Consider the following 19509-nt stretch of genomic DNA (forward strand, 5'->3'; position numbering starts at 1 on the left):
GGGCTGCCGGAAAAGGAAATAATCACCAAACTGGTGCAATACGAATTAACGCACCAATTCGGGGCCAAGCTTCGCATCGAAAGTGTGCAGACCCTCGATCAGCTGGCCATAGGCGGCATCGAGCTTCGCGGGGTCGCCCTTGACGCCCAGCTCGATGTGGCGCCCGTACTGCGGGTGATCCACGCTGGGGAGGCTGAACACCTTGATGCCGGCGTGGGCCTGCTCGATGGCCTGCATCAGCGGCGTGAGGGTGGCTTCCATCGCACCGAAAACGATCACGGACTTCTCGGCGATGGCGTTGCGGGTGAACAGATCGGCATAACGGCTGTCGAGCACCGACTCGATCATCGGCCAGGCCATGACCGGAAAGCCCGGCACGAAATGCACGTGCTCGACGCTGAAGCCCGGGATCTTGTTGTACGGATTGCGGATGATCGACGCGCCCTGCGGAAACACGCCCATGTTCAGGCGGTGGATGTTGTCGGGCCGGTCGGGTTCGTAGGGCACGCCCTGCTCCAGGGCCGTGTCCTGCATCCGCTCGCGGATCAGCGCCTCGGCCTCGGGGTGCAGCGCCAGCGGCACGCGCAGGGCCTGGGCGGCGCACTGGCGGGTGTGGTCGTCGGGCGTGGCGCCGATGCCGCCGGTCGAGAACACGATGTCGCCCGAGGCGAAGGCGCGCATCAGGGCCGCGGTGATCCGCGTGGGCTCGTCGCCCACGTACTCGGCCCAGCCCAGCTGCAGGCCGCGCGCGGCCAGCAGCTCGATGACCTTGGCCATGTGCTTGTCGGCCCGCTTGCCGGAAAGGATCTCGTCGCCGACGACGATGAGACCGAATGCGCGTGTCATGGAGAACTCCATTGAGAAAGAGCGGCCTTGTTGGCCTCGGTGGCTTCGGCCGCCTCGATCGCCTGCTGCTGCGCGTCGCCGCTGCCGGCCGCGGGCTGCTGCGCCGCGCGCTGGGCGCGCAGCTGGGTCAGGGCGTCGAGGCAGTAGTGCGCGAACCAGAGCGCAGAAAAGGCAAAGACCAGCGTGTAGATCCAGATGGCGATCGGCACCAGCACGAAGAAGGCGGCGGCGAACAGCAGGCCCGAGGCCCACACGATGCTCGGCGCGGCGCCCAGATAGCCGCACAGCACGCCGATGCACAGCAGCGGCAGCCGGTGGGCGCGCAGCAGCGCGGCGCGTTCCTCGGGGCTGGCGTGCTCGGCCAGCGCGTCGAAGCTCATCACCCGGTAGGTCAGCCAGCCCCAGATCAGCGGCGGCAGGATCAGCACCAGCGGCGGAATGAGCCACAGCGGCATCGACACCACCAGCGCAATCAGCGCCAGCACGGTGGCGCCGAGCGAGCGGACCACGCTGCCGAAGAAGGAGGCGCCCTTCTTCTGCTCCAGCGTCGGAAAGCGCCGTTCGGCCACGAGCTTGGTGAGCGCCGGCGCCATGAAGCCGGCCACGATGAGCAGCGACAGCACGACGATCAGCGGCGTGACGCCGAACACCACCACCAGCGGCGCCAGCGCGGCCGTGACGTCGCTCGAGAAGAGGCGCCCGATCCAGGCCCAGAAGCTGGACAGCAGCGGCCAGGCGTCGAGGGCCTCGCGCGTCCAGGCGACGGCCGCGTCCCAGTAGAAGTAGCCGAGCCCCGCGGCCAGCAGCACCATGAGCGCCAATGGCAGGAGCGACAGCACGATCACGCGCGGGAGCATGCAATAGGCCACCGCGCGCCAGAAGGAGTCGAGGAGCAGGCGCATGAGGTTCGAGGATAGCGCAAGGCCCCGGCCCGCCCGCCGCCGGGCCTGCGGGCGGATCAGGCGCGGCCGAACAGCCGCTTCAGCCCCAGCCACTGCTGCGACCAGAAGCCCTGGCCGTAGTCGCGCGGGCGGCCGTCGGCGCCGGGCTCGACCTGGTCGCGGATGCCGGTCGGGTCGTAGCGGTTCTCGAAGTTGGCGGTGCGAAAGAGCATGTCCCACCAGGGCAGCAGCACGCCGAAGTTGTGGCCGCCGAGCGTGCTCCGGCCGTGCGACTCATGCCCCAGCCCGATGCTGTGGTGCAGCCGGTGAAAGCGCGGGCTGACCCACAGCCGCTCGCCGATGGCGCCGAAGCTCAACCGCAGGTTGGCGTGCTGCAGGCTTTCGCTGAGCTGGGTGAAGGCCACGACGGCGATGAACTGGCCCGGCGCCACGCCGATCAGCTGCGCCACGATGACGATGAGCGTGTCGTGGATGACGTCGTCCAGCAGGTGGTTGCGGTCGTCGCTCCACATCGTCATCTGGCGCTGCGAGTGGTGCAGCGAATGCAGGCTCCACCACCAGTTGAACTGGTGCTGGCCGCGGTGAATCCAGTAGCCGACGAAGTCGAGCACCACGAGGTAGATGGCAAAAGCCACCCACGGCACGTCGGTCACGCCGGGCCAGGCCTCGTCCAGGTGGAAGGTGCCCCACCCCGCCATGCGCAGGCTGCCGAGCAGGTCATCGAACAGGGGCTGCAGCGTGAAGAACAGCGCCAGCCGGAACAGGCCCAGCCGGTGGATCAGCGTGTAGAGCACGTCGATGCGGATGGCGCGGCGGTCGGTCACGGGCTCGACCGCGCGCCAGCGCTGCAGCGGACCGATGACGGCCAGCAGCACGAGGATCTGGATCACGCCGACCAGCAGCCAGCCGGTGGCGTCGAAGGCGTCCTCGGCCCAGCCGCCCAGGCCGATGGCGTACACCAGCGGCTGCACGGCGGTCTCGAAGAGCCAGCCCTGCATGGCGGAAAAAACGTCGGTCAACCAGTCGATCACGGCAAGAACTCAGGAATCAAGGATGGGAGGCGATCCAGGCGCGGTAGTCCGGGTGCTGGCGCAGGGTGCGAAAGCAGAAGCCCTTGGCCTTCAGGCCGACGATCAGCGGCTCCAGGTTGGCCGGCGCCCACGGGTCCTTGCGCGACCAGATGCCCAGGTGCGCCAGCAGGATGTCGCCGGGGCGGATGCCCGCGAGCGCCTGGGCCAGCAGCTTCTGGTTACTGAACGTCTCGCTCGGCAGTTCGTCGCCCAGGAAGCCGGCGGGCGACCAGCCCACGTGCGCGTAGCCGCAGTCCCTGGCGGCCGCCAACAAAGCGGGCGAGGTCTTGCCGCCCGGCGCGCGGTACAGCGGCAGCGGCTTCTTGCCGGTGATGGCGGCCAGCCGGTCGGACGACTTGCGGATGTCGGCGCAATACTGGGCCGCGCTCCAGACCGACTCCTTGCCGGTCTGCGGGCCGGCCGACGGCTTGATGCGAAAGCTCGGCGGCGCGCCCTTGACGTCGCCGCGCCAGTAGGCGTGGTCGTAGGTGTGCGAGCCGAACTCGTGGCCTTCGGCCGCCCTCGCCTTCCACCACGGCGCCCAGTGGTCGTCCAGGCTGTCGCCGTCGGTCTGGGTGCGCTCGGCGGCGGCGAAGAAGGTGACGCGCACGTCCTGGCGCTTGAGCACGTCGGCCACCAGCGGGGCGACGCCCATGTGGCCGGTGTCCAGCGTCAGGTAGACCGGCTTGTCGCAGGCAGCGGCTTCCTGGGCACCGGCCGCCGGCACGGTGGCGCAGGCCAGCGCCGCGACCGCGAAGGCCACCCCGGCGGTGCGCAAGCCGCGCACGCGCTCAGATGCGCTTGGCATGGTCGAGGGTCCAGACGCCGTGCGGCGAGCGGCCGACGTTGATCTGCCGCACGACCTTCTGGCTCGCGAGATCGACCACCGTGAGCTTCTTGGCCCAGCGCGAGGTCACGTACAGCGTCTTGCCGTCGGCCGACACGTCCATGCAGTCGGGGCCACCGGGCACGTTGTAGGTGGCGACGACCTTCAGCGTGGTCAGGTCGATGCGGCTGATGGTGTTGGCGACCCGGTTGCTCACGAACACGGTCTTGCCGTCACCGGCCGAGCGGAAGGCATGGGCGCCCTTGCCGGTGGGGATCTTGCCGACCAGCTTGGGCTGGGCGCCGGCCACGTCGAACACCTGCACGCCGTCGCTGCCGGTGAGGCCCACGAGCAGCGTCTTGTCGTTGTGGGCGCCGAAGATGTCGGCCGGCATGGCGCCGGTGGCCATGCGCCAGCGGATGGTCTGCGTCGGCAGGTCGACCGCGATCAGCTCGTCGCTGTCCTGCATGGTGACGTAGGCGACGGTGCTGGTGTTGTCGATCCAGATGTGGCTGGGCGTCTTGCCGGTGGCGATGCGCTTGGCCAGCTTCAGGTCCTTGCCGTCCCAGCGGTACACGTCGACGTGGTTCAGGCGGTTGGCCGCCGTGACGAACCACTTCATGTCGCGCGAGAACTGCAGCTGGTACGGATCGATGATGCCGTACACCACGCGCTGCACCTCGGCCGTGCGCGGGTCCAGGAAGGTGAGCGAATCGCCCGCCGAATTGGCCACGATGACCGACTTCTCGTCGGGCGTCATGTAGATGTGGTGCGGCTCCTTGCCGGTGGGAATGCGCTGCTTCTCGGTCCAGTCGACCGGGTTGATCACGCTCACGCTGGCGTCCAGCGAATTGAGCACAAAAACCGGTGGCGGGGCCGGCGGCGCCGCCGCGGCGGGGAGGGTCACCAGGGCTGTCAGGCACAGACAGGACAGCAGGAAGGCCGCGATGCGGCCGTTCGGGCGGGCAGGGAGTCGCAAGGGAAGGTTCCGGGAGAGGGTTAACAATCTTAACGGTCGAACCCGACGAAAAGCTGACCGCGGGCGCCCCCTCACCCGCTGTTTAGCCCGGCGCCTTGACCTATGTCACGCGGCGCGAGGCACGGGCGCCCGCAGCTGGGCCACCTGTTCGGCCGTGAGCCAGCGCCATTGCCCCGGCGCCAGGTCGTCCGGCAGCGCCAGGCCGCCGATGCGCGAGCGGTGCAGCCCCTCGACCCGGTTGCCGACCGCGGCCAGCATGCGCTTGACCTGGTGGTACTTGCCCTCGGTGAGCGTGAGCCGCAGGTGCAGCGGGCTGTCGGACTCGCAAGCCGCAGCGCGCACGGGCTTCGGATCGTCGTCGAGCACCACGCCGGCCAGCAGCTTGGCGATCTGCGCCTCGTCGATCGGGTGCTTGGCCGTCACCTCGTAGACCTTGGGCACATGGTGCTTGGGCGAACCCATCTTGTGGATGAACTGGCCGTCGTCGGTCAGCAGCAGCAGGCCGGTCGTGTCCTGGTCGAGCCGGCCGATGGCCTGCACGCCCTGCACCGCGCCCTTGTTGGGCCGCAGGCGCAGCGGCGACGGCAGCAGCGTGTAGATGCTCGGGTAGGTCGAGGGCTTCTGCGAGCACTCGGTGCCGGCCGGCTTGTGCAGCATCAGGTAGGCCTTCTCGTGGCAGGCCCACTCGGTGCCCTGCACGGTGAACAGCAGGCCTTCGGGGTCGAGGTCGGCGAAGGGGTCGGTCACGGCCGCGCCGGCAATGCTCACGTGGCCTTGCTGGACCAGGCCCGCGCACACGCGGCGGGTGCCGAAGCCCTGGGTATAGAGGATGTCTTGCAGGTGCATGAAAAATGAAAAAAGCGGCCGTGCCGACAGGGGCACGACCGCCTTCAAGTGTGCCGCAGGTTCAGTAGCCTGCCGCCAGGCCGGTGTTGCGGCGAGGATCGTTGGCACCGTAGAAGCGGTTGGCGCCCACCGGCTTGCCGCCCAGCGAGGGCGCGCCGACGATGATCGCCGCCAAGTGGTTGGCCGGCTGCGGCACGCCCAGGTTGTGGCCCATGTCGGTCAGGATCTTGCGGGTGTCGGGGCTGATCGCGAAGGTCTCGACGTTGGTCACGTCGGGCAGCCACTGCTGGTGGAAGCGCGGCGCATCCACGGCCTCCTGCACGTTCATGCCGTAGTCGACCACGTTCAGGATGGTGTGCAGCACGGCCGTGATGATGCGGCTGCCGCCGGGCGTGCCGACCACGAAGACCGGCTTGCCGTCTTTCGACACGATGGTCGGGCTCATCGAACTCAGCGGACGCTTGCCGGGGGCGATGGCGTTGGCCTCGCCCTGCACCAGGCCGTACATGTTGGGCACGCCGATCTTGGAGGTGAAGTCATCCATCTCGTTGTTCAGCAGCACGCCGGTCTTGTCGGCCGTGACCTTGGCGCCGAACCAGTCGTTCAGCGTGTAGGTGACCGACACCGCGTTGCCCCACTTATCGGTGATCGAGTAGTGGGTGGTGTTGCTGCCTTCATGCGGCGCGACGCCGGGCTTGATGTCCTTGGACACGCCGGCCTTCTTGGGGTCGATGGCGGCGCGGATCTTGGCGGCGTAGCCCTTGTCGAGCAGGCGATCGAGCGGGTTCTTCACGAAGTCGGGGTCGCCCAGGTAGCTGTTGCGGTCCACGTAGGCGTGGCGCATGGCTTCGATCTGGTAGTGCACAGACTCGGCCGAGCGGAAGCCCAGGTCCTTGAGCGGGTAGCCCTCCAGGATGTTGAGCATCTCGCAGATGATCACGCCGCCCGAACTCGGAGGCGGCGCCGACACCACGCGGTAGCCGCGGTAGTCGCACTCGACCGGCGCGAGTTCGCGCGTCTTGTACTGGTCGAGGTCGGCCTGCGTGATGATGCCCTTGCCGGCCTGGCTCGATGCCACGATGGCCTTGCCGACCCAGCCCTTGTAGAAGCCGTCGGTGCCCTTGGCGCTGATTTCCTTCAGCGTCTTGGCGAGGTCTTTCTGCACCAGCTTCTGGCCGACCGCGAAGGGCTCGCCCTTGTTCAGGAAGATGGCGCCGGAGACCGGGTCCTTCTTGAAGTCGTTGGTGGCGGTGAGCAGCATGTCGATGTCGCCCTGCTCCAGCGCGAAGCCCTTGTCGGCCAGCTGGACCGAGGGGGCGATGAGGTCGGCGCGCTTCATCGTGCCGTACTTCTCGCGCGCGTATTCCATGCCCGACACCGAGCCCGGCACGCCCACGGCGAGGTGGCCGTGGGTGCTCAGACCCTTGACAACGTTGCCATCTTTGTCGAGGTACATGTTGGCCGTGGCGGCCAGCGGGGCCTTCTCGCGGAAGTCGAGGAAGGTCTTGCGGCCGTCGGCCAGCTGCACGGTCATGAAGCCGCCGCCGCCGAGGTTGCCGGCGGCCGGGTACACCACCGCCAGCGCATAGCCGACGGCCACGGCCGCATCAACCGCGTTGCCGCCGCGCTTGAGCACATCGACGCCGACCTTGCTGGCCAGGTGCTGCGCGCTCACGACCATGCCGTGCTCGGCCGCGACCGGCGCCTGCGACGCGGCCTGCGAGGCCCCGGCCGCAGCCAGGGTCAGCGCGGCCGCAACGGCCGCGCGCAAGGTGGGGGTCCACTTGAAATGCTGCATGGAAAAGTCTCCTCTGTGCGTTGGATGAAGAATGAGGGAGGGTGAGTGGTGGGCCTTCAGGCCGTGAGCAATGCTTTGCGCCGCAGGCCCTGCAGCGCCTGCGCGACCTGCTCCTGCGCGAAAGCGTGGAGCGCCGACGGGTCGGTCAGCGGCTGGTCGTCCTTGAGGAAGCGCAGGCGTTCGGCGCGCACCTCGTCGAGCAGGAAAGCGGCCAGCGCCTCGTGCGTGTGCGCCCCGTCGAGCAGCGGCAGCAGGCTGCGCTCGAGCACCGAGAGCGACACCGGCTCGTGCCACTGATTGCAGAGCACGGCCGTCGCTTGCGACGCGGGCACGCCGGCCAGCGCACGGCGCACCGGCGCCAGCACCTGCGGCAGCGCGGACACCGAAGCAGCCGCAGGCACCGGCGTGCGCCGGATGCGCAGCGCGCCCAGAATCAGCAGCTCCTCGAGCATGGCGAGCACGACGGGCTCGACGGCCGTGCGCGGCTCGCCGGTGAGCGTCACCACCGCGGCCAGCAAGGCCTCGGTCGACATCGAACACGGATAGCTCGCGTCGAGTGCCTGCGCCACCGCCTTGTGCGCCGGCAGCCGCAACGTGACCTTCAGGTCGCGCAGCGCGGTGCAGGGCTGCTCGCGGGTGTCGATGGTGAGGGCCTCGCCGCCGTCGACGCGGAAAACGCCGGCGAATTCCAGCGCGCGCAGGCGGGGGACTTCGAGGCGGTAACGGATGTTCGCGGCGTTGCCCTGCTTCACCAGCAGCGTCTGGCGGAAGGTGCGGTTGACGAGGAAGTCGAGGTACTGCTCCATCATCACCTGGCTGCCGCCGCACTCGCGCAGCAGCGGGTCGCGCACCTTCTCGCCGTAGTTCTGCACGAACATGGTCGAGGGCTCGGCGTCGCACAGGTAGGCCAGCCCGCGCGCTTCGGCACGCGCGACGAACTCCTTGAAATAGCAGGGCTCGTTGCAGGGCTCGAGGAACTCGTGCAGCAGGTAGTAGTTGCCGGAGTTGCGCACGATCGGCATCGTCTCTTCGAGCGTCTTGCGCAGCACGCTGTCGGGTCGGGCCGACTGCTCGAGGAACTCGAGCATGCCGCGCGCGTAGGAGAGCTTTTCTTCGGGCGTGTCGCGCGGGCCGCCGCGCAGGATCATCGCGTCGCGCACGATCTCGCGCGCCTTCCAGCCCGGGTACACGTTGTAGCTCAGGTAGGCCACGCCGCCCGGCGCCAGGTTCTCGGCGCACACACGCAGGATGGCGTCCTGCACGGGCCCCGGCACCCAGCTGTAGACGCCGTGGCAGACGATGTAGTCGAACAGGCCGAACGAGGCGTCGATGTCGGCGATGTTGAAGGCCTTGAGCTCGATGTTCGACAGCCCCGCCTGGTCGAGCGCCGCGGCGCCCTGGGCCACCTGCACGCGCGACAGGTCGACCCCGACCGCGTGGGCCTGCGGGTGACGCGCCGCGAACGGAATCAGGTTGCCGCCGGCGGCGCAGCCCAGCTCGAGCACGCGCGCCTTGTGCGGCGGCGGCGCCTCGAGTCCGAACAGGAAGGCCAGGGCTTCCAGGTGCTCCACGGCGGACTGGGGAAACGGGTGCGAGTCGTAGGGCACCGCATCGTAGTAACTGGTGAGCGTGGAAGTCAGAGAGTCCGGCACGAACGTCCTTTGGGGATCGGAAGGGGCTGCAGCAGTGCTCGCAGACTATAGCCCCGTGCCCTCGCAAAAAGAAGCCGGCGCGGGCCGAGCCGCCCTGCCCTGGCCGCAGGCTCATGCGCTTGCACGACCTCTTTAGAATGGCCCGATGAACTGGCGCATCACACTGTTTCCCCTGGCTTTGGTCATTGCCGGCTGCTCGACGCCGCCCAACCAGATCGTTCCCTTCCGCGACGGTGTGCTGCGTGCCATGACCTACACCCAGGCCTCGGACTACTGCAGCGCCAAGAGCCAGGAGCCGAAGTGGCTCGGCAAGGCACCGGCCGAATCCGGCGTGCTGTTCCAGTGCCAGTAAGCCACCTCATCACGCAAGGCTGACGCCCGGCCGCACCGCTCAGGCGTCGATGTCGATGAGCGCCAACCCGCTCTCGCGGTCGCAGGTCTTGCGCAGGTAGCCCGGCGACTCGACCATTTCATGGCGAGGCGTGTTCTTCCGTTCAAGGCGTCATCGGGGGGAGTTCTGCCTGCAGTCCTCGGCGGTGCCCCGGCAGTCGTCCTGGCGCGAGGGCGCGCCGGGGTCGTCCACGCGGGGCTTGTCCTCGCCGGCCCGCTTCGCGTCCGCCGGTGGCTTTTTCACCATGCCGGGGTCGCGGTCGGGCGGCGCGGGCTTCACCAGCCGCGGATGGCCATGGGGCGGCGGCTTCACGAGGAGTTCGGGGTCGGGCCCAGGTTGCGCTTGCGGCTTGACCGGCGGTGGCTTGTCGGCCGACTGCGCGGCAGCCGGCCCGGCGAGGAGCGCCGCGACGCTGATGACCCCGACAGCGAGGCTTCCGGCAAACATCGATTTCGTTGGATTGCGCATGGCGTTCACCCATGGCCCGAAGGTTTCACCGGGGCGTTCCCGGTGGTGTAGGCCTCTTTCGCCAATGGCCGCAAGTCGGCGTCGCAGTGCCTGCGACGCTGGCGCAGCCGCCGGGCGATGGCCGCAGGGATGGCGCGCGCTCAGCCCGCCAGGCTGACGCGCACCACGCACGCCGGCGGCACCAGAATCTCGTCGCAGTTCGGCCCGGCCCCGCCGCGGTCGATCACCACGAAGCTGGCCGGCTGCTGCGTGACCACCAGCGGGTGGTGCCAGACGCCGCGCGCATAGTTCACGCCCTGCCGCCCGTCGGTGACGAAGGCGCGGATGTCTTCCACGCGCACCGTGTCGCCCGCCGGCGCCACCACCACGAGAAAGCGGCTGCCGTCCATCGGCACGAAGGCCTGGCTGCCCAGCGGGTGGCGCTCCAGCATGCCCACCTGCAGCGGCAGCGCGTAGGGCTGCGTCTCGAAGATGTTCACCAGCACGCGGCTGTCGCCGGGGCCCGGGTCCACGCGCGCCAGGTCGTGAAAGCGCGTGGTCATGCCCGCGTTGATCGGCATCGACCGGGCGTGCGCGCTCTCGATGACGTCGCCGAACGCGGCGAAGGCCTCGCGCGTCAGCGGCTGCGCAACGAGCGCGAGCGCCGCGGGCGTGCCCGGCGCCGGGGGCAGGAAGGTGGGGCTGGCAATCGTCAACAGAAACTCCTCGGCTTTTGGTCCAACTGGTATTACCAGTATCCTTGCGATACATCCACTCAGTCAATCTCCCGGCGTCAGGGAAATCGCTAGTGTCCAATGGCGCATGAGGCCTTAAGGTCTCGGTCGCGTTAAATCATACCGGTAATACCAGTTAATCCACCCCATCGACGCCTTCGAGGACCGCCATGTCAACCACCACCCTTCATGCGCCGCTGCAGCCGGCCACCACCTCTGCTGCAGCGGAGAACGCGCTCTACAAGAAAGTGGCATGGCGACTCATGCCGTTCCTGATGCTCTGCTACGTGGCCGCCTACCTGGACCGCGTCAACGTCGGCTTCGCCAAGCTGAACATGCTCAGCGACCTGCAGTTCAGCGAGGCGATGTACGGGCTGGGCGCGGGGCTGTTCTTCATCGGCTACTTCTTCTTCGAGGTGCCGAGCAACCTGCTGATGCACCGCATCGGCGCCAAGGCCACCATCTCGCGGATCATGATCACGTGGAGCCTGATCTCGGCCGCGATGATGTTCGTGACCACGCCCACGCAGTTCTACGTGCTGCGCTTCCTGCTGGGGGCGGCCGAGGCCGGCTTCTACCCGGGGATGATCCTGTACCTCACCTACTGGTTTCCCTCGCACCGGCGCGCCAAGATGGTGGCGGTGTTCATGTGCGCGATCCCGGTGTCGGGCGTGCTGGGCGGACCGCTGTCGGGGCTGATCATGGACGCCATGCACGGCATGGGCGGGCTGCGCGGCTGGCAGTGGCTGTTCCTCATCGAGGCGCTGCCCTCGCTGGTGATCGGCCTGCTGGTCATCGTGTACCTCGACAACAGCATCCAGGCCGCACGCTGGCTCACCGCCGAAGAAAAGGCCGTGCTCGCACGCAACATCGCCGCCGAGAACGCCACCAAGGGCGGCACCAGCCATATGACGCTGCGCGCGCTGTTTGCCGACCGCCGCATCGTGAAGATGGCGCTGATCTGCTTTTGCACGGTGATGGGCCAGTACGGCCTGACCTTCTGGCTGCCCACGCTGGTGCGCCAGTCGGGCGTGTCGGGCGCGCTGAACATCGGGCTGCTCACGGCCATTCCCTTTGCCGTGGCCATCGTCTCGATGCTGCTGGTGAGCCGCAGCTCCGACCGCATGCGCGAACGCCGCTGGCATTTGATCGTGCCCTTCTGCTGCGGCGCGCTGGGCCTCACGCTGAGCGCGATCTTCAGCAACAACGTGTACCTCTCGCTGGCCGCATTGGCCCTGGCCGCGGGCGGCAGCCTGGCGACCTCGCCGCTGTTCTGGAGCCTGCCGACGGCCATCCTGTCGAGCGCGGGCGCAGCAGCCGGCATTGCGCTCATCAACTCCTTCGCCAACCTGGCGGGCTTCGTGAGCCCCTACATGATCGGCCTGATCAAGGACGCCACGAAGAGCACCGACATCGCGTTGTTCGTGCTGGCCGGCGTGCTGCTGTTCGGCGCCTTCCTCACCTGGACGGTGCCGGCCAAGCTGGTCAACAAGTAGGGAAGGCCCCGGGGTGCGGCCACAGTAAGATTTCCAGCTCCCGCCACTGCCGCACTTCGCACCGAAAACCACCCATGCTCGCCTCCCCCGCCGTCGCCGCCACCGCCGCCCGCCTGATCCAGCAGCGGATCGCGGACGGCACCTATGCGGCGGGCGGGCTGCTTCCCTCGCAGCGCGACCTCGCCGAGCAGCTCGGCATCAGCCGCACCTCGCTGCGCGAGGCGCTGTCGACGCTGCAGGGCACGGGCCTGGTCATTCCGCGTCCCGGCAAGGGCATGTACGTGGCCGAGGACGGCGGACAACAGGCGCCGGCCGCCTCCCCGGCCTGGAAGTTCGCCACCTCGCATTCGCTGCAGGACGTGTACCAGCTGCGCTTCGCGGTCGAGAACTTCACCGCGCGGCTGGCCTGCCTGGTCATCGAAGCGGACGACCTGGCGGCGCTGCGTGCCAATGCACAGGCCATGCGCGCATGCATCGACGCCGGCGACTTCACGCAGGCCACGCAGCTCGACTTCGATTTCCACATGCAGATCATCGGCATCGCCGGAAACCAGGCCATCGCCGAGATCCTGCGCAACAGCGCCGAGGTGATGCAGGAGAGCCAGCGCCTGCCCTTCTACAAGCGCGGTGCGCGCCATGCCACCTACGACGAGCACATGGCGATCATCGAGGCGCTCGCGCAAGGCAACCCGGCGCTGGCGCAGCAGGCGATGACGCAGCACATCGTGCAGGCCGCGCAGCGCGCGGGCGTGCACTTTCCGACGGGGCTCGAGGCGGCTTCGGCAGCGACCTGAACCTTCAGGTCCACGTGTCGACGACGATGCGCAGCACCTCGACGCGCTCGGGCAGCTCGATCAGGAACTCCGCATCGCGCGGCAGGTGATGCACCCCATTCGGGTCGCCGCCGGTGAACGCGCTCATCGCGGCCACGTCGGGCCAGTAGGAGGTCGTGACGAACTCGGTCTCGGTGGCGCGGTCTTCCCGGAACAGCTGCACCGCGAGCGCCGTCTTGCGCAGCGGCGGAATGCCTTCAGCCAGCAGGTAGCGTTCGTAGGCCTCCGCGCGGCCCCGCGTGACGCGGCCGCACCAGATGCGCGCGATGGTGGCGACGCTCATACCGGCACGCCTTCGATCGTCCGGGTGGATGCAGACGCCGGCACCGGCAAGTGCCGCCCCAGGAAATCGCGCAGCGGCGGCAGCACCTCGGCCAGGTGCGTCTCGAGCAGCCAGTGGCCCCCGTCGTCGAACGCGTGGAACTGGGCGTCGGGCAAGTCGCGCAGGTAGGCACGGCCGGCCTCGATCGGCATGTAGCCGTCCTGCGGCCCCCAAAGGATCAGCGTGGGCGGGCGGTACGTGCGCAGGTAGTCCTGGTAGCGCGGAAACCACCGCAGGTTGTCCTTCAACCCCTTCATGAGACCGAGCGCAATGGCGCGCCGCGCGGGCGTGTCCATCAACGGCCAGTGAAGGCGCCAGAGATCGGGCGCGAGCCGCGGGGCCACGCGCGAGGACACCTCGCCGATGAACTCGTCCCAAAAGCCTTCTTCGCTCACGGCGCGCTCCAGCACCGCGAGATGGGCCTCGCTCGGATTGTTCCAGTACGCCCGGATCGCCGCGTACTTCGGCCCCAGCGTGTCTTCGTAGATGTCGCCGTTCTGGATGATCAGCGCCGTCACCCGCCCGGCCCGCCGCATCGCATGGCGCAGGCCGATCTGCGAACCGTAGTCGTGCAGGTACAGCGCGTAGCGGCGCAGCGCGAGCGCGGCGGTGAAGCGGTCGAGGAAGTGCGCGTAGCCATCGAAATCGAACACGAAGTTCTCCTCGGGCGTGCCGCTGTAGCCGAAGCCCGGGAAATCGGGCGCCACCACGCGCCAGCGGTCCGCCAGCGCCGGCATCAGCGCACGGTACTGGAACGAAGAACACGGATAGCCGTGCAGCAACAACAGCACCGGGGCCCCCACCGGACCGGCCGCGCGATAGAAGACCTCGACGCCATCGATCTGCACCGTGCGGTGCGTGACGGCGGTCGTGCCGGCCGCGTCGTTCTTTCGGGGGTTCGCATTGGCCATCTCGGCTCCTTGAGACATGCAAAGAAACAGAGGTGTCTTTGTCGCCTCCGGCGCGGGGCCCGCATGTGGGAAAGGGCCGACCCTGGGTGTCGTCCAGGCCGCGCGCGCCCTGCGGCGGGCAGGCTGCAGGGCGACATAGGCAACCTGGCCATCCCGTCGGCCGATCGGCCTTGGCAGCACCGGCCGGACGGTCGCCCCGCGCCCGAACATGAAACTTTGGCTCACTGGCCGTCAAACCGCAGTCCAAAGCTTTCACTGCAGCGCGGTGCGCAGGACAATGGGGCGTTGATGGTGGTCGGGGCGCCGCCTCCGATCCTGTCGGCATCGCACTTTCAGGACTACACACGTCGCGTCATGGAACAACGGCTGGAATGGGCCCTGGCGGCCTGCTCACGCATCCTTCGACCCGTGGTGAAGCTCGCCCTCGCGATGGGGGTCAAGCACCCCCACCTGGAGGAGTTGCTGCGTGACCTGCTGATCGAGGAGGCGCAGCACTCCTGGCGCAGCCAGGGCGTTCCCAAGCCCAACCTGAGCCAGTTGTCGGTCACCACCGGCCTGAACCGCAAGGCCGTGACCGCCAAGGTCCGCTCCACCGTCGACCCCCTGCCCCACACCGAACTGTCGGCCGCGGCCAAGACCTTCACGCTGTGGCTGCAGATGCTGACCGAAGACGCTTCGTTCCGGCGCCTGCCCGTCACCTCGGGCCACACGGCGCCCTCGTTCGAGGCGGTCGCCCGCCTGAGCAGCCGCGGCAACGTCCACCACCGCACCATCCTCGACGAGCTGATCCGGCTGAACATGGTGACCGAAAACGAGGGCATGGCCGAACTCACCGCCGACGGTTTCGTGCCCGTGCAGGACCTTCAATCGATGCTGGCTTTCCTGGGCGACAACGGCCGGGACCACCTGCTGGCGGCCGTCGCCAACACGCTGGGCGAGCAGCCCCGCATGCTCGAGCGCGCGGTGTACGCGCGCGGGCTGTCGCTGAACGATTGCGAACAGATCCACCGCCTGGTGCGCGACCGCTGGTCCGCCCTGCACCACGAGCTCGCGCAGGAAATGGCACAGGCGGTCAGCCGCGCGCCGGCCCGCGCCGAAGGACGAATCCGTGTCGGCATCTACACGTACTACGAGGACGAGGGCACGCCGCCCCCGCCCACGTCCTCTGAAAGCGAGCGCCCCTCATGAGCACGATCCAAACACCCCGCCGCCTCCTGCTGGGCCTGTTCTGCGCCGGCCTCATGGCCCTGTTGATGTCCTGCGGAGGCGGCGGTGGTGCCTCGACCGGGAACCTGGGCCTGGGCACCGGCACCGCGATCGGCGGTGACAGCCCGGGCGGCGCGGGCACGGGCACAGGCGGGGATGGGACCGGGTCCGGCTCGGGCAACGCCGGCACGGGCGGCTCCGGCGACACCGCCAGCAACGGCAACACCGACGGCTCCGGTGTCGGTTCGGGCGGCACCGGCGTGACTGCGGACGCCGCCGGCATCGGCGCCGCGGACGGCCTGGGCAGCATCATCCTGAACGGCCTGCGCTACACCACGGACACGGCCACCATCACCGTCGAGGACGCCACCGAGCTCCAGATCGGCATGAGCGCGCGGGTCGCCGGCAAGGTCGACCCCGACTTCACCCGCGGCATCGCGACGCAGGTCGTGTCGGGGGCCGAACTGCGCGGCGCCGTCTCACGCATCGACGTGGGTGCCGGCAGCTTCGTCGTCATGGGCATCAACGTGACCATCGATGCGGCCACGGTCTGGGCCGACGCGAACGGGCTTGCCAATGTGGCCGACGGCAGCCTCGTCCAGGTGTGGGGCCTGCCCGGCGCGCCGGGCACGCTGCGCGCCACCCGCGTGCAGACCGCGCCCACGCTGACCGCCCCGCTGGTGACGGGCGCCATCCAGAACCTCAACACGACGAACCAGACCTTCACGCTCGGCCAGCTGACGGTCAGCTATGGCGGCGCCAGCTTCGCGGGCATCGACGCCTCGTCGCTGGCCAACGGTGTCATCGTGCGCGCCCGCGGCACGGTCGCGCCGGTCGGCAACGCGTTCACGGCGACCCAGGTGCAGGGCTGGTACGCGATACCGACGAGCAACGGCATCGCACTGCAACTGGCGGGGGACATCACCGACTTCGTCTCGCGCGGCGCCTTCAAGGTGCTGGGCACGCCGGTGGACGCCACCAATGCGCAGATCACGGGTGGCCCCGTCGGTTCGCTCGGCAACGGCGTGAAGGTCGAGGTCGACGGCTTCATGTCCGGCGGGGTGCTGGTCGTCAAGAAGCTGCGCATCCGCCATGTGCCGGGCACGGGCGGGCCGGCCTCGTTCACGCTCATCGGCGCCATCGGCGGCTACCAGTCCCCTGCCAATTTCAGGGTGCAGGGCCAGCCGGTGGACGCCAGCGGACCGGGTACCACCTTCGAGAACGGTACCGCCGCGAACCTGGCCAACGGCCAGCGCGTGACCGTCGTGGGAGACCGGGTCGTCGACGGTGTTCTCATCGCCCAACGGGTGACATTCAACCCCTGACCTGAAGCGGCGGCGCAGCGCCCCGCCGTCCGGTTGCATCGCCCGCCCCTTCTGGCGGCAGGCGAAGCCGGGCTTTCGCACACATCCAGCTCGATATCGCCGCATCGCGGCGGGCCTGCGCGCACGCGGGCCGGATAGCACCTTCGGCCATCTATCTCCAAATCCGTGGCGAAAGTACGAAAAAGGGACTAAAGTGAAAAAATCACATTTCTTACATTGGTGGCTTCCGTGTCTGTTCCCGCGAGTTCAGTGCGACCGTTGCTCCCCGTTGGCATCGCAGGCCCACGCCTGACGGATGCCTCCCTGTGCGGGGCTGCGCATCGGGTGCCTGTTCGTCGCCGGGCCAGCCGGCACCGCTGACACTGCGAGGAGTACCGCATGCCGCTCGTCCTTCTTCTTCGGCTCATGAACAAGCGTTTTCCGGTCATGCTCACGGCGGACGCGGACATCCGGCATGCCTCGGTGCTGGTCGCCACCGGACTCATCGAAGCCGAGTTCCATGTCGACAACTTCGGCTACCAGCGGTACGAAAGCGCCCAGGTCTTCGCCATCACGGAGGAAGGGCACGCGGAGATCGCCACGCTTTGCGGCAACGGCGCTTCGGTGCATGAAGAACGCCCCCAATGGAGCGTGATGCCGCTCGATTACCTGCGCAGGATCGGCAACTCGACCTTTCCCCTGCACACCGAGGACCCGTCGGAGATCAACTCCGTGGCGGTCCTCGAAGCCGCCGGCATGGTGGAGGCCACCCTCCCCCCGATCTGCCGCGCCCGGCAGAAGCTGCGCCAGGCCACCGTCCTGCGGGTCACGCCCCTGGGACGGACGGCGCTGGTGCCACGGCGGGGCTGAATCCGGGTTCGGATCGCACGGCGCGCCCGCCCTGGCGCGCCGGGGATCGGTGCGTCCGGCGCGCACGAACACCGCCCCTCGCGTTCCCCTTGCCCCACACCTCCATGAATCGGGTACCCGTTTGCCGTGCGGCAGCCCCCGGCCGAGGGGAAGCGCCTCGTACAGCGATGAAAAAAGCCTGCCCGCGACACAATTGCAACCAAGCGCAACAGACGTCACAGATCGCCCACAAGGTTCCTTTCGAGTACCAAAGAAGTAATGTGAAACCTTCACATACACCGCGTTATTGGCACGAAGAAATGAACGCCAGGCTGTTACCACCGAACGTCGGCCCCTGCCGTGCATGAAACAGTTCATGCGAAGGATGTCTTGCCATGCGCGCCCCCGTCTCCGCCCCGAGCCTCGACAGCAGCCTGTCGACGGATGCGCTCATGGCCGCCCGCATGCGGCTGGTGCTGTCGATCTCGGCGGTGCTGGCCATGGCGGTCGATGCGGGGCCCACGCGGCAACCGGTGGCCAGCGCGGTCTGGCTGGCCTTTTGCGGATATCTCCTGCACAGCGTGCTGGTGCACGCCTGCACGCAGGGGGGCTGGCGCCATGTCCAGGGCAAGGCGGTCCACTGGTCCGACGTGATGTGGTTCACGCTGATCGTCTTCGTGACGGGCGGCGTGCACAGCCTGTTCTTCCTGTTCTATTTCTTCGCCATCCTGACCTCCTCGTTCCGCTGGGGCTTCGAGGAAGGCGCCCGCGTGACGATCGTCTCGGTCGCGTCGTTCGCCGCCTGCGGGCTCGGCACGAGCACGGGCGACGACGCGCCGCAGCTGCTGATGCGCACGACCTTCCTGCTGGCGCTGGGGCACATGATCGTGCACTGGGGCGGCTCCAAGCTCATCCTGCAGCGGCGCCTGGCCCTGCTGGGTGACATCAGCCAGCTGTCGAACCCGCGCTTCGGCGCAGGCCGCACCATCGCCCGCACGATGGAAAAGACGCTGGCCTTCTTCAAGGCCAGCCATTGCATCCTCATGACGCGGGACACCGCCACCGGCAACTGGACCCTGCGCACGCTGCGCAAGGACGACACCTGCGAGCACGTCGGTGTCGAGACGCTCGGGGGCATCGCAGAGTCGCCGCTGATGGCGCTGGAGCATCCGCACACCGTGCTGAGCAACCGCCTGCCCTGGCCGCTGAACCACTTCTTTGCGCGCAGCCACATGCACGGCCCCGGTGCGATCGGCTGGCGCCCCGAGGGCCGCGACGGCGCCAAGCGCAGTGCCGCGGTGGCCGCCATGCTCGAGGCCCGCGCGTTCATCAGCGCCGCGCTGCCGCTGCGCCTGGGCGAGGGGCGCGTGTTCATCTCGTCGCGCAACGGCCACTTCAGCAAGTCCGACGCGCTGTTCCTCGCGCATCTCATGGAACAGATCTTCCCGGTCATCGAGACCATCGAGGTGCTCGACCGCATGGCCTCGGAAGCGGCCGCGACCGAGCGCCTGAAGATCTCGCTGGACCTGCACGACACGGCCGTGCAGCCCTACATCGGGCTGCGCATGGGCCTGTGTGCCCTGCGCAAGAAGGCCGCCGCGGACAACCCGCTGCTCGAGGACCTGGACAAGCTCGCCGAGGTGGCGAGCGGCGTGATCGCCGACCTGCGGCGCTTCGCGGGCGCGGTCAAGGCCGGCCCGGAAAGTTCGTGCGGCCTCGTGCTGCACCAGCTGTACAGCCAGGCCGCCCGCATCCAGGGGCTCTACGGCATCGAGATCTCGGTGAACGTCGAAGGCCACGTGCGTCTTGACGACCGCATGACCGCGGAGGTCCTGCAGATGGTGGGCGAAGGCCTGAACAACATCTGCAAGCACACGCAGGCCCGCCGCGGCAGCGTGCGCATCGGCTGCCGCAATGGCTGCCTGCACCTGCGCATCGAGAACGAAGGCGGCGAAGAGAACTTCGCGCCCTTCCGGCCACGCTCCCTCAGCGACCGCGCAGCGGCGCTCGGAGGCCGCGCGCAGGTCAGCCGGTGCCGGGGCGGCGGCACCGAGGTGCTGATCGAAATCCCCATCTGAGCCCCCAAAAGCACGACAA

The 19509-nt window shown here is 68.5% G+C and carries 19 protein-coding genes; 7 read left to right on the top strand and 12 right to left on the bottom strand.

What is annotated here, in order from left to right; all coding sequences use genetic code 11:
• Positions 1–45 precede the first annotated feature (45 nt).
• The 8 genes from AC07XP_RS05370 to AC07XP_RS05405 all read right to left on the bottom strand — a co-directional run bounded on the left by AC07XP_RS05370 (position 46) and on the right by AC07XP_RS05405 (position 8919).
• Entirely contained in the window at positions 46–846 is an 801-nt protein-coding gene (locus AC07XP_RS05370; protein WP_167394999.1) for a competence/damage-inducible protein A, read from the bottom strand.
• Positions 843–1748, bottom strand: a complete 906-nt coding sequence (locus AC07XP_RS05375; protein WP_495264033.1) for an EI24 domain-containing protein — start codon at positions 1746–1748, stop codon at positions 843–845. Before AC07XP_RS05375 ends, AC07XP_RS05370 begins: the two co-directional genes overlap by 4 nt.
• 56 nt (positions 1749–1804) lie before the next feature.
• The gene (locus AC07XP_RS05380; RefSeq protein WP_070059806.1) at positions 1805–2779 is read right to left on the bottom strand and encodes a sterol desaturase family protein; all 975 of its coding nucleotides are present in this window, start codon (positions 2777–2779) and stop codon (positions 1805–1807) included.
• 16 nt (positions 2780–2795) lie between these two features.
• Positions 2796–3626 (bottom strand): polysaccharide deacetylase family protein, encoded by an 831-nt coding sequence (locus AC07XP_RS05385; protein WP_495264034.1) that lies wholly within the window; start codon positions 3624–3626, stop codon positions 2796–2798.
• Positions 3610–4623 (bottom strand): YncE family protein, encoded by a 1014-nt coding sequence (locus AC07XP_RS05390; RefSeq protein ID WP_492741291.1) that lies wholly within the window; start codon positions 4621–4623, stop codon positions 3610–3612. Before AC07XP_RS05390 ends, AC07XP_RS05385 begins: the two co-directional genes overlap by 17 nt.
• A 105-nt stretch (positions 4624–4728) precedes the next feature.
• Positions 4729–5469 (bottom strand): pseudouridine synthase, encoded by a 741-nt coding sequence (locus AC07XP_RS05395; RefSeq protein ID WP_307694364.1) that lies wholly within the window; start codon positions 5467–5469, stop codon positions 4729–4731.
• A 61-nt stretch (positions 5470–5530) separates the two neighbouring features.
• Positions 5531–7267 (bottom strand): gamma-glutamyltransferase, encoded by a 1737-nt coding sequence (gene ggt, locus AC07XP_RS05400; protein ID WP_495264035.1) that lies wholly within the window; start codon positions 7265–7267, stop codon positions 5531–5533.
• A 56-nt stretch (positions 7268–7323) separates the two neighbouring features.
• Positions 7324–8919 (bottom strand): class I SAM-dependent methyltransferase, encoded by a 1596-nt coding sequence (locus AC07XP_RS05405; RefSeq protein ID WP_495264036.1) that lies wholly within the window; start codon positions 8917–8919, stop codon positions 7324–7326.
• Between the two features lie 145 nt (positions 8920–9064).
• Here AC07XP_RS05405 and AC07XP_RS05410 point away from each other — a divergent pair, with 145 nt between their 5' ends.
• The gene (locus AC07XP_RS05410) at positions 9065–9271 is read left to right on the top strand and encodes a hypothetical protein (RefSeq protein ID WP_062470893.1); all 207 of its coding nucleotides are present in this window, start codon (positions 9065–9067) and stop codon (positions 9269–9271) included.
• 150 nt (positions 9272–9421) lie between these two features.
• On the opposite strand, the gene AC07XP_RS05415 is transcribed toward AC07XP_RS05410, so the two are convergent.
• Together AC07XP_RS05415 and AC07XP_RS05420 are read right to left on the bottom strand one after the other, a co-directional pair.
• Positions 9422–9778: a hypothetical protein gene (locus tag AC07XP_RS05415; RefSeq protein WP_143599158.1), complete on the bottom strand. Its 357-nt coding sequence runs from the start codon at positions 9776–9778 to the stop codon at positions 9422–9424.
• A gap of 140 nt (positions 9779–9918) precedes the next feature.
• On the bottom strand, positions 9919–10476 hold the full coding sequence (locus tag AC07XP_RS05420) for an ureidoglycolate lyase (RefSeq protein ID WP_062470974.1): 558 nt from the start codon (positions 10474–10476) through the stop codon (positions 9919–9921).
• A 185-nt stretch (positions 10477–10661) separates the two neighbouring features.
• Between AC07XP_RS05420 and AC07XP_RS05425 the strand changes: the two genes are divergently transcribed.
• Positions 10662–11987 carry an MFS transporter gene (locus tag AC07XP_RS05425; protein WP_095950005.1) on the top strand — a complete coding sequence of 442 codons (1326 nt, stop codon included), beginning with the start codon at positions 10662–10664 and terminating at the stop codon, positions 11985–11987.
• 74 nt (positions 11988–12061) lie between these two features.
• On the top strand, positions 12062–12781 hold the full coding sequence (locus AC07XP_RS05430; RefSeq protein ID WP_095950006.1) for a FadR/GntR family transcriptional regulator: 720 nt from the start codon (positions 12062–12064) through the stop codon (positions 12779–12781).
• Between the two features lie 4 nt (positions 12782–12785).
• On the opposite strand, the gene AC07XP_RS05435 is transcribed toward AC07XP_RS05430, so the two are convergent.
• Positions 12786–13103, bottom strand: coding sequence for a hypothetical protein (locus AC07XP_RS05435; protein ID WP_495264037.1), 318 nt, complete (start codon positions 13101–13103; stop codon positions 12786–12788).
• Positions 13100–14053 carry an alpha/beta fold hydrolase gene (locus AC07XP_RS05440; protein WP_495264038.1) on the bottom strand — a complete coding sequence of 318 codons (954 nt, stop codon included), beginning with the start codon at positions 14051–14053 and terminating at the stop codon, positions 13100–13102. The genes AC07XP_RS05435 and AC07XP_RS05440 overlap by 4 nt, the downstream gene beginning before the upstream one ends.
• Positions 14054–14407: 354 nt before the next feature.
• On the opposite strand from AC07XP_RS05440, the gene AC07XP_RS05445 reads away from it, so the two are divergent.
• The 4 genes from AC07XP_RS05445 to AC07XP_RS05460 all read left to right on the top strand — a co-directional run bounded on the left by AC07XP_RS05445 (position 14408) and on the right by AC07XP_RS05460 (position 19490).
• The gene (locus AC07XP_RS05445; RefSeq protein ID WP_159275114.1) at positions 14408–15241 is read left to right on the top strand and encodes a DUF6502 family protein; all 834 of its coding nucleotides are present in this window, start codon (positions 14408–14410) and stop codon (positions 15239–15241) included.
• Positions 15238–16584 carry a DUF5666 domain-containing protein gene (locus tag AC07XP_RS05450; protein WP_495264039.1) on the top strand — a complete coding sequence of 449 codons (1347 nt, stop codon included), beginning with the start codon at positions 15238–15240 and terminating at the stop codon, positions 16582–16584. The genes AC07XP_RS05445 and AC07XP_RS05450 overlap by 4 nt, the downstream gene beginning before the upstream one ends.
• A 378-nt stretch (positions 16585–16962) precedes the next feature.
• Positions 16963–17433 carry a hypothetical protein gene (locus AC07XP_RS05455; protein ID WP_083259040.1) on the top strand — a complete coding sequence of 157 codons (471 nt, stop codon included), beginning with the start codon at positions 16963–16965 and terminating at the stop codon, positions 17431–17433.
• A 374-nt stretch (positions 17434–17807) separates the two neighbouring features.
• Positions 17808–19490 carry a sensor histidine kinase gene (locus tag AC07XP_RS05460; RefSeq protein WP_492694907.1) on the top strand — a complete coding sequence of 561 codons (1683 nt, stop codon included), beginning with the start codon at positions 17808–17810 and terminating at the stop codon, positions 19488–19490.
• The last annotated feature ends 19 nt before the right edge of the window (positions 19491–19509 follow it).

The sequence above is a fragment of the Variovorax sp. GW531-E2 genome (assembly GCF_059423125.1).

What these genes read in the sequence shown, in the direction of transcription:
- AC07XP_RS05395 (WP_307694364.1), bottom strand. Translation starts at nt 5,469, where the DNA reads ATGCACCTGCAAGACATCCTCTATACCCAGGGCTTCGGCACCCGCCGC.
- AC07XP_RS05445 (WP_159275114.1), top strand. Translation starts at nt 14,408, where the DNA reads ATGGAACAACGGCTGGAATGGGCCCTGGCGGCCTGCTCACGCATCCTT.
- AC07XP_RS05440 (WP_495264038.1), bottom strand. Translation starts at nt 14,053, where the DNA reads ATGGCCAATGCGAACCCCCGAAAGAACGACGCGGCCGGCACGACCGCC.
- AC07XP_RS05425 (WP_095950005.1), top strand. Translation starts at nt 10,662, where the DNA reads ATGTCAACCACCACCCTTCATGCGCCGCTGCAGCCGGCCACCACCTCT.
- AC07XP_RS05410 (WP_062470893.1), top strand. Translation starts at nt 9,065, where the DNA reads ATGAACTGGCGCATCACACTGTTTCCCCTGGCTTTGGTCATTGCCGGC.
- AC07XP_RS05375 (WP_495264033.1), bottom strand. Translation starts at nt 1,748, where the DNA reads ATGCGCCTGCTCCTCGACTCCTTCTGGCGCGCGGTGGCCTATTGCATG.
- AC07XP_RS05385 (WP_495264034.1), bottom strand. Translation starts at nt 3,626, where the DNA reads ATGCCAAGCGCATCTGAGCGCGTGCGCGGCTTGCGCACCGCCGGGGTG.
- AC07XP_RS05415 (WP_143599158.1), bottom strand. Translation starts at nt 9,778, where the DNA reads ATGCGCAATCCAACGAAATCGATGTTTGCCGGAAGCCTCGCTGTCGGG.
- AC07XP_RS05455 (WP_083259040.1), top strand. Translation starts at nt 16,963, where the DNA reads ATGCCGCTCGTCCTTCTTCTTCGGCTCATGAACAAGCGTTTTCCGGTC.
- ggt (WP_495264035.1), bottom strand. Translation starts at nt 7,267, where the DNA reads ATGCAGCATTTCAAGTGGACCCCCACCTTGCGCGCGGCCGTTGCGGCC.
- AC07XP_RS05435 (WP_495264037.1), bottom strand. Translation starts at nt 13,103, where the DNA reads ATGAGCGTCGCCACCATCGCGCGCATCTGGTGCGGCCGCGTCACGCGG.
- AC07XP_RS05450 (WP_495264039.1), top strand. Translation starts at nt 15,238, where the DNA reads ATGAGCACGATCCAAACACCCCGCCGCCTCCTGCTGGGCCTGTTCTGC.
- AC07XP_RS05460 (WP_492694907.1), top strand. Translation starts at nt 17,808, where the DNA reads ATGCGCGCCCCCGTCTCCGCCCCGAGCCTCGACAGCAGCCTGTCGACG.
- AC07XP_RS05430 (WP_095950006.1), top strand. Translation starts at nt 12,062, where the DNA reads ATGCTCGCCTCCCCCGCCGTCGCCGCCACCGCCGCCCGCCTGATCCAG.
- AC07XP_RS05370 (WP_167394999.1), bottom strand. Translation starts at nt 846, where the DNA reads ATGACACGCGCATTCGGTCTCATCGTCGTCGGCGACGAGATCCTTTCC.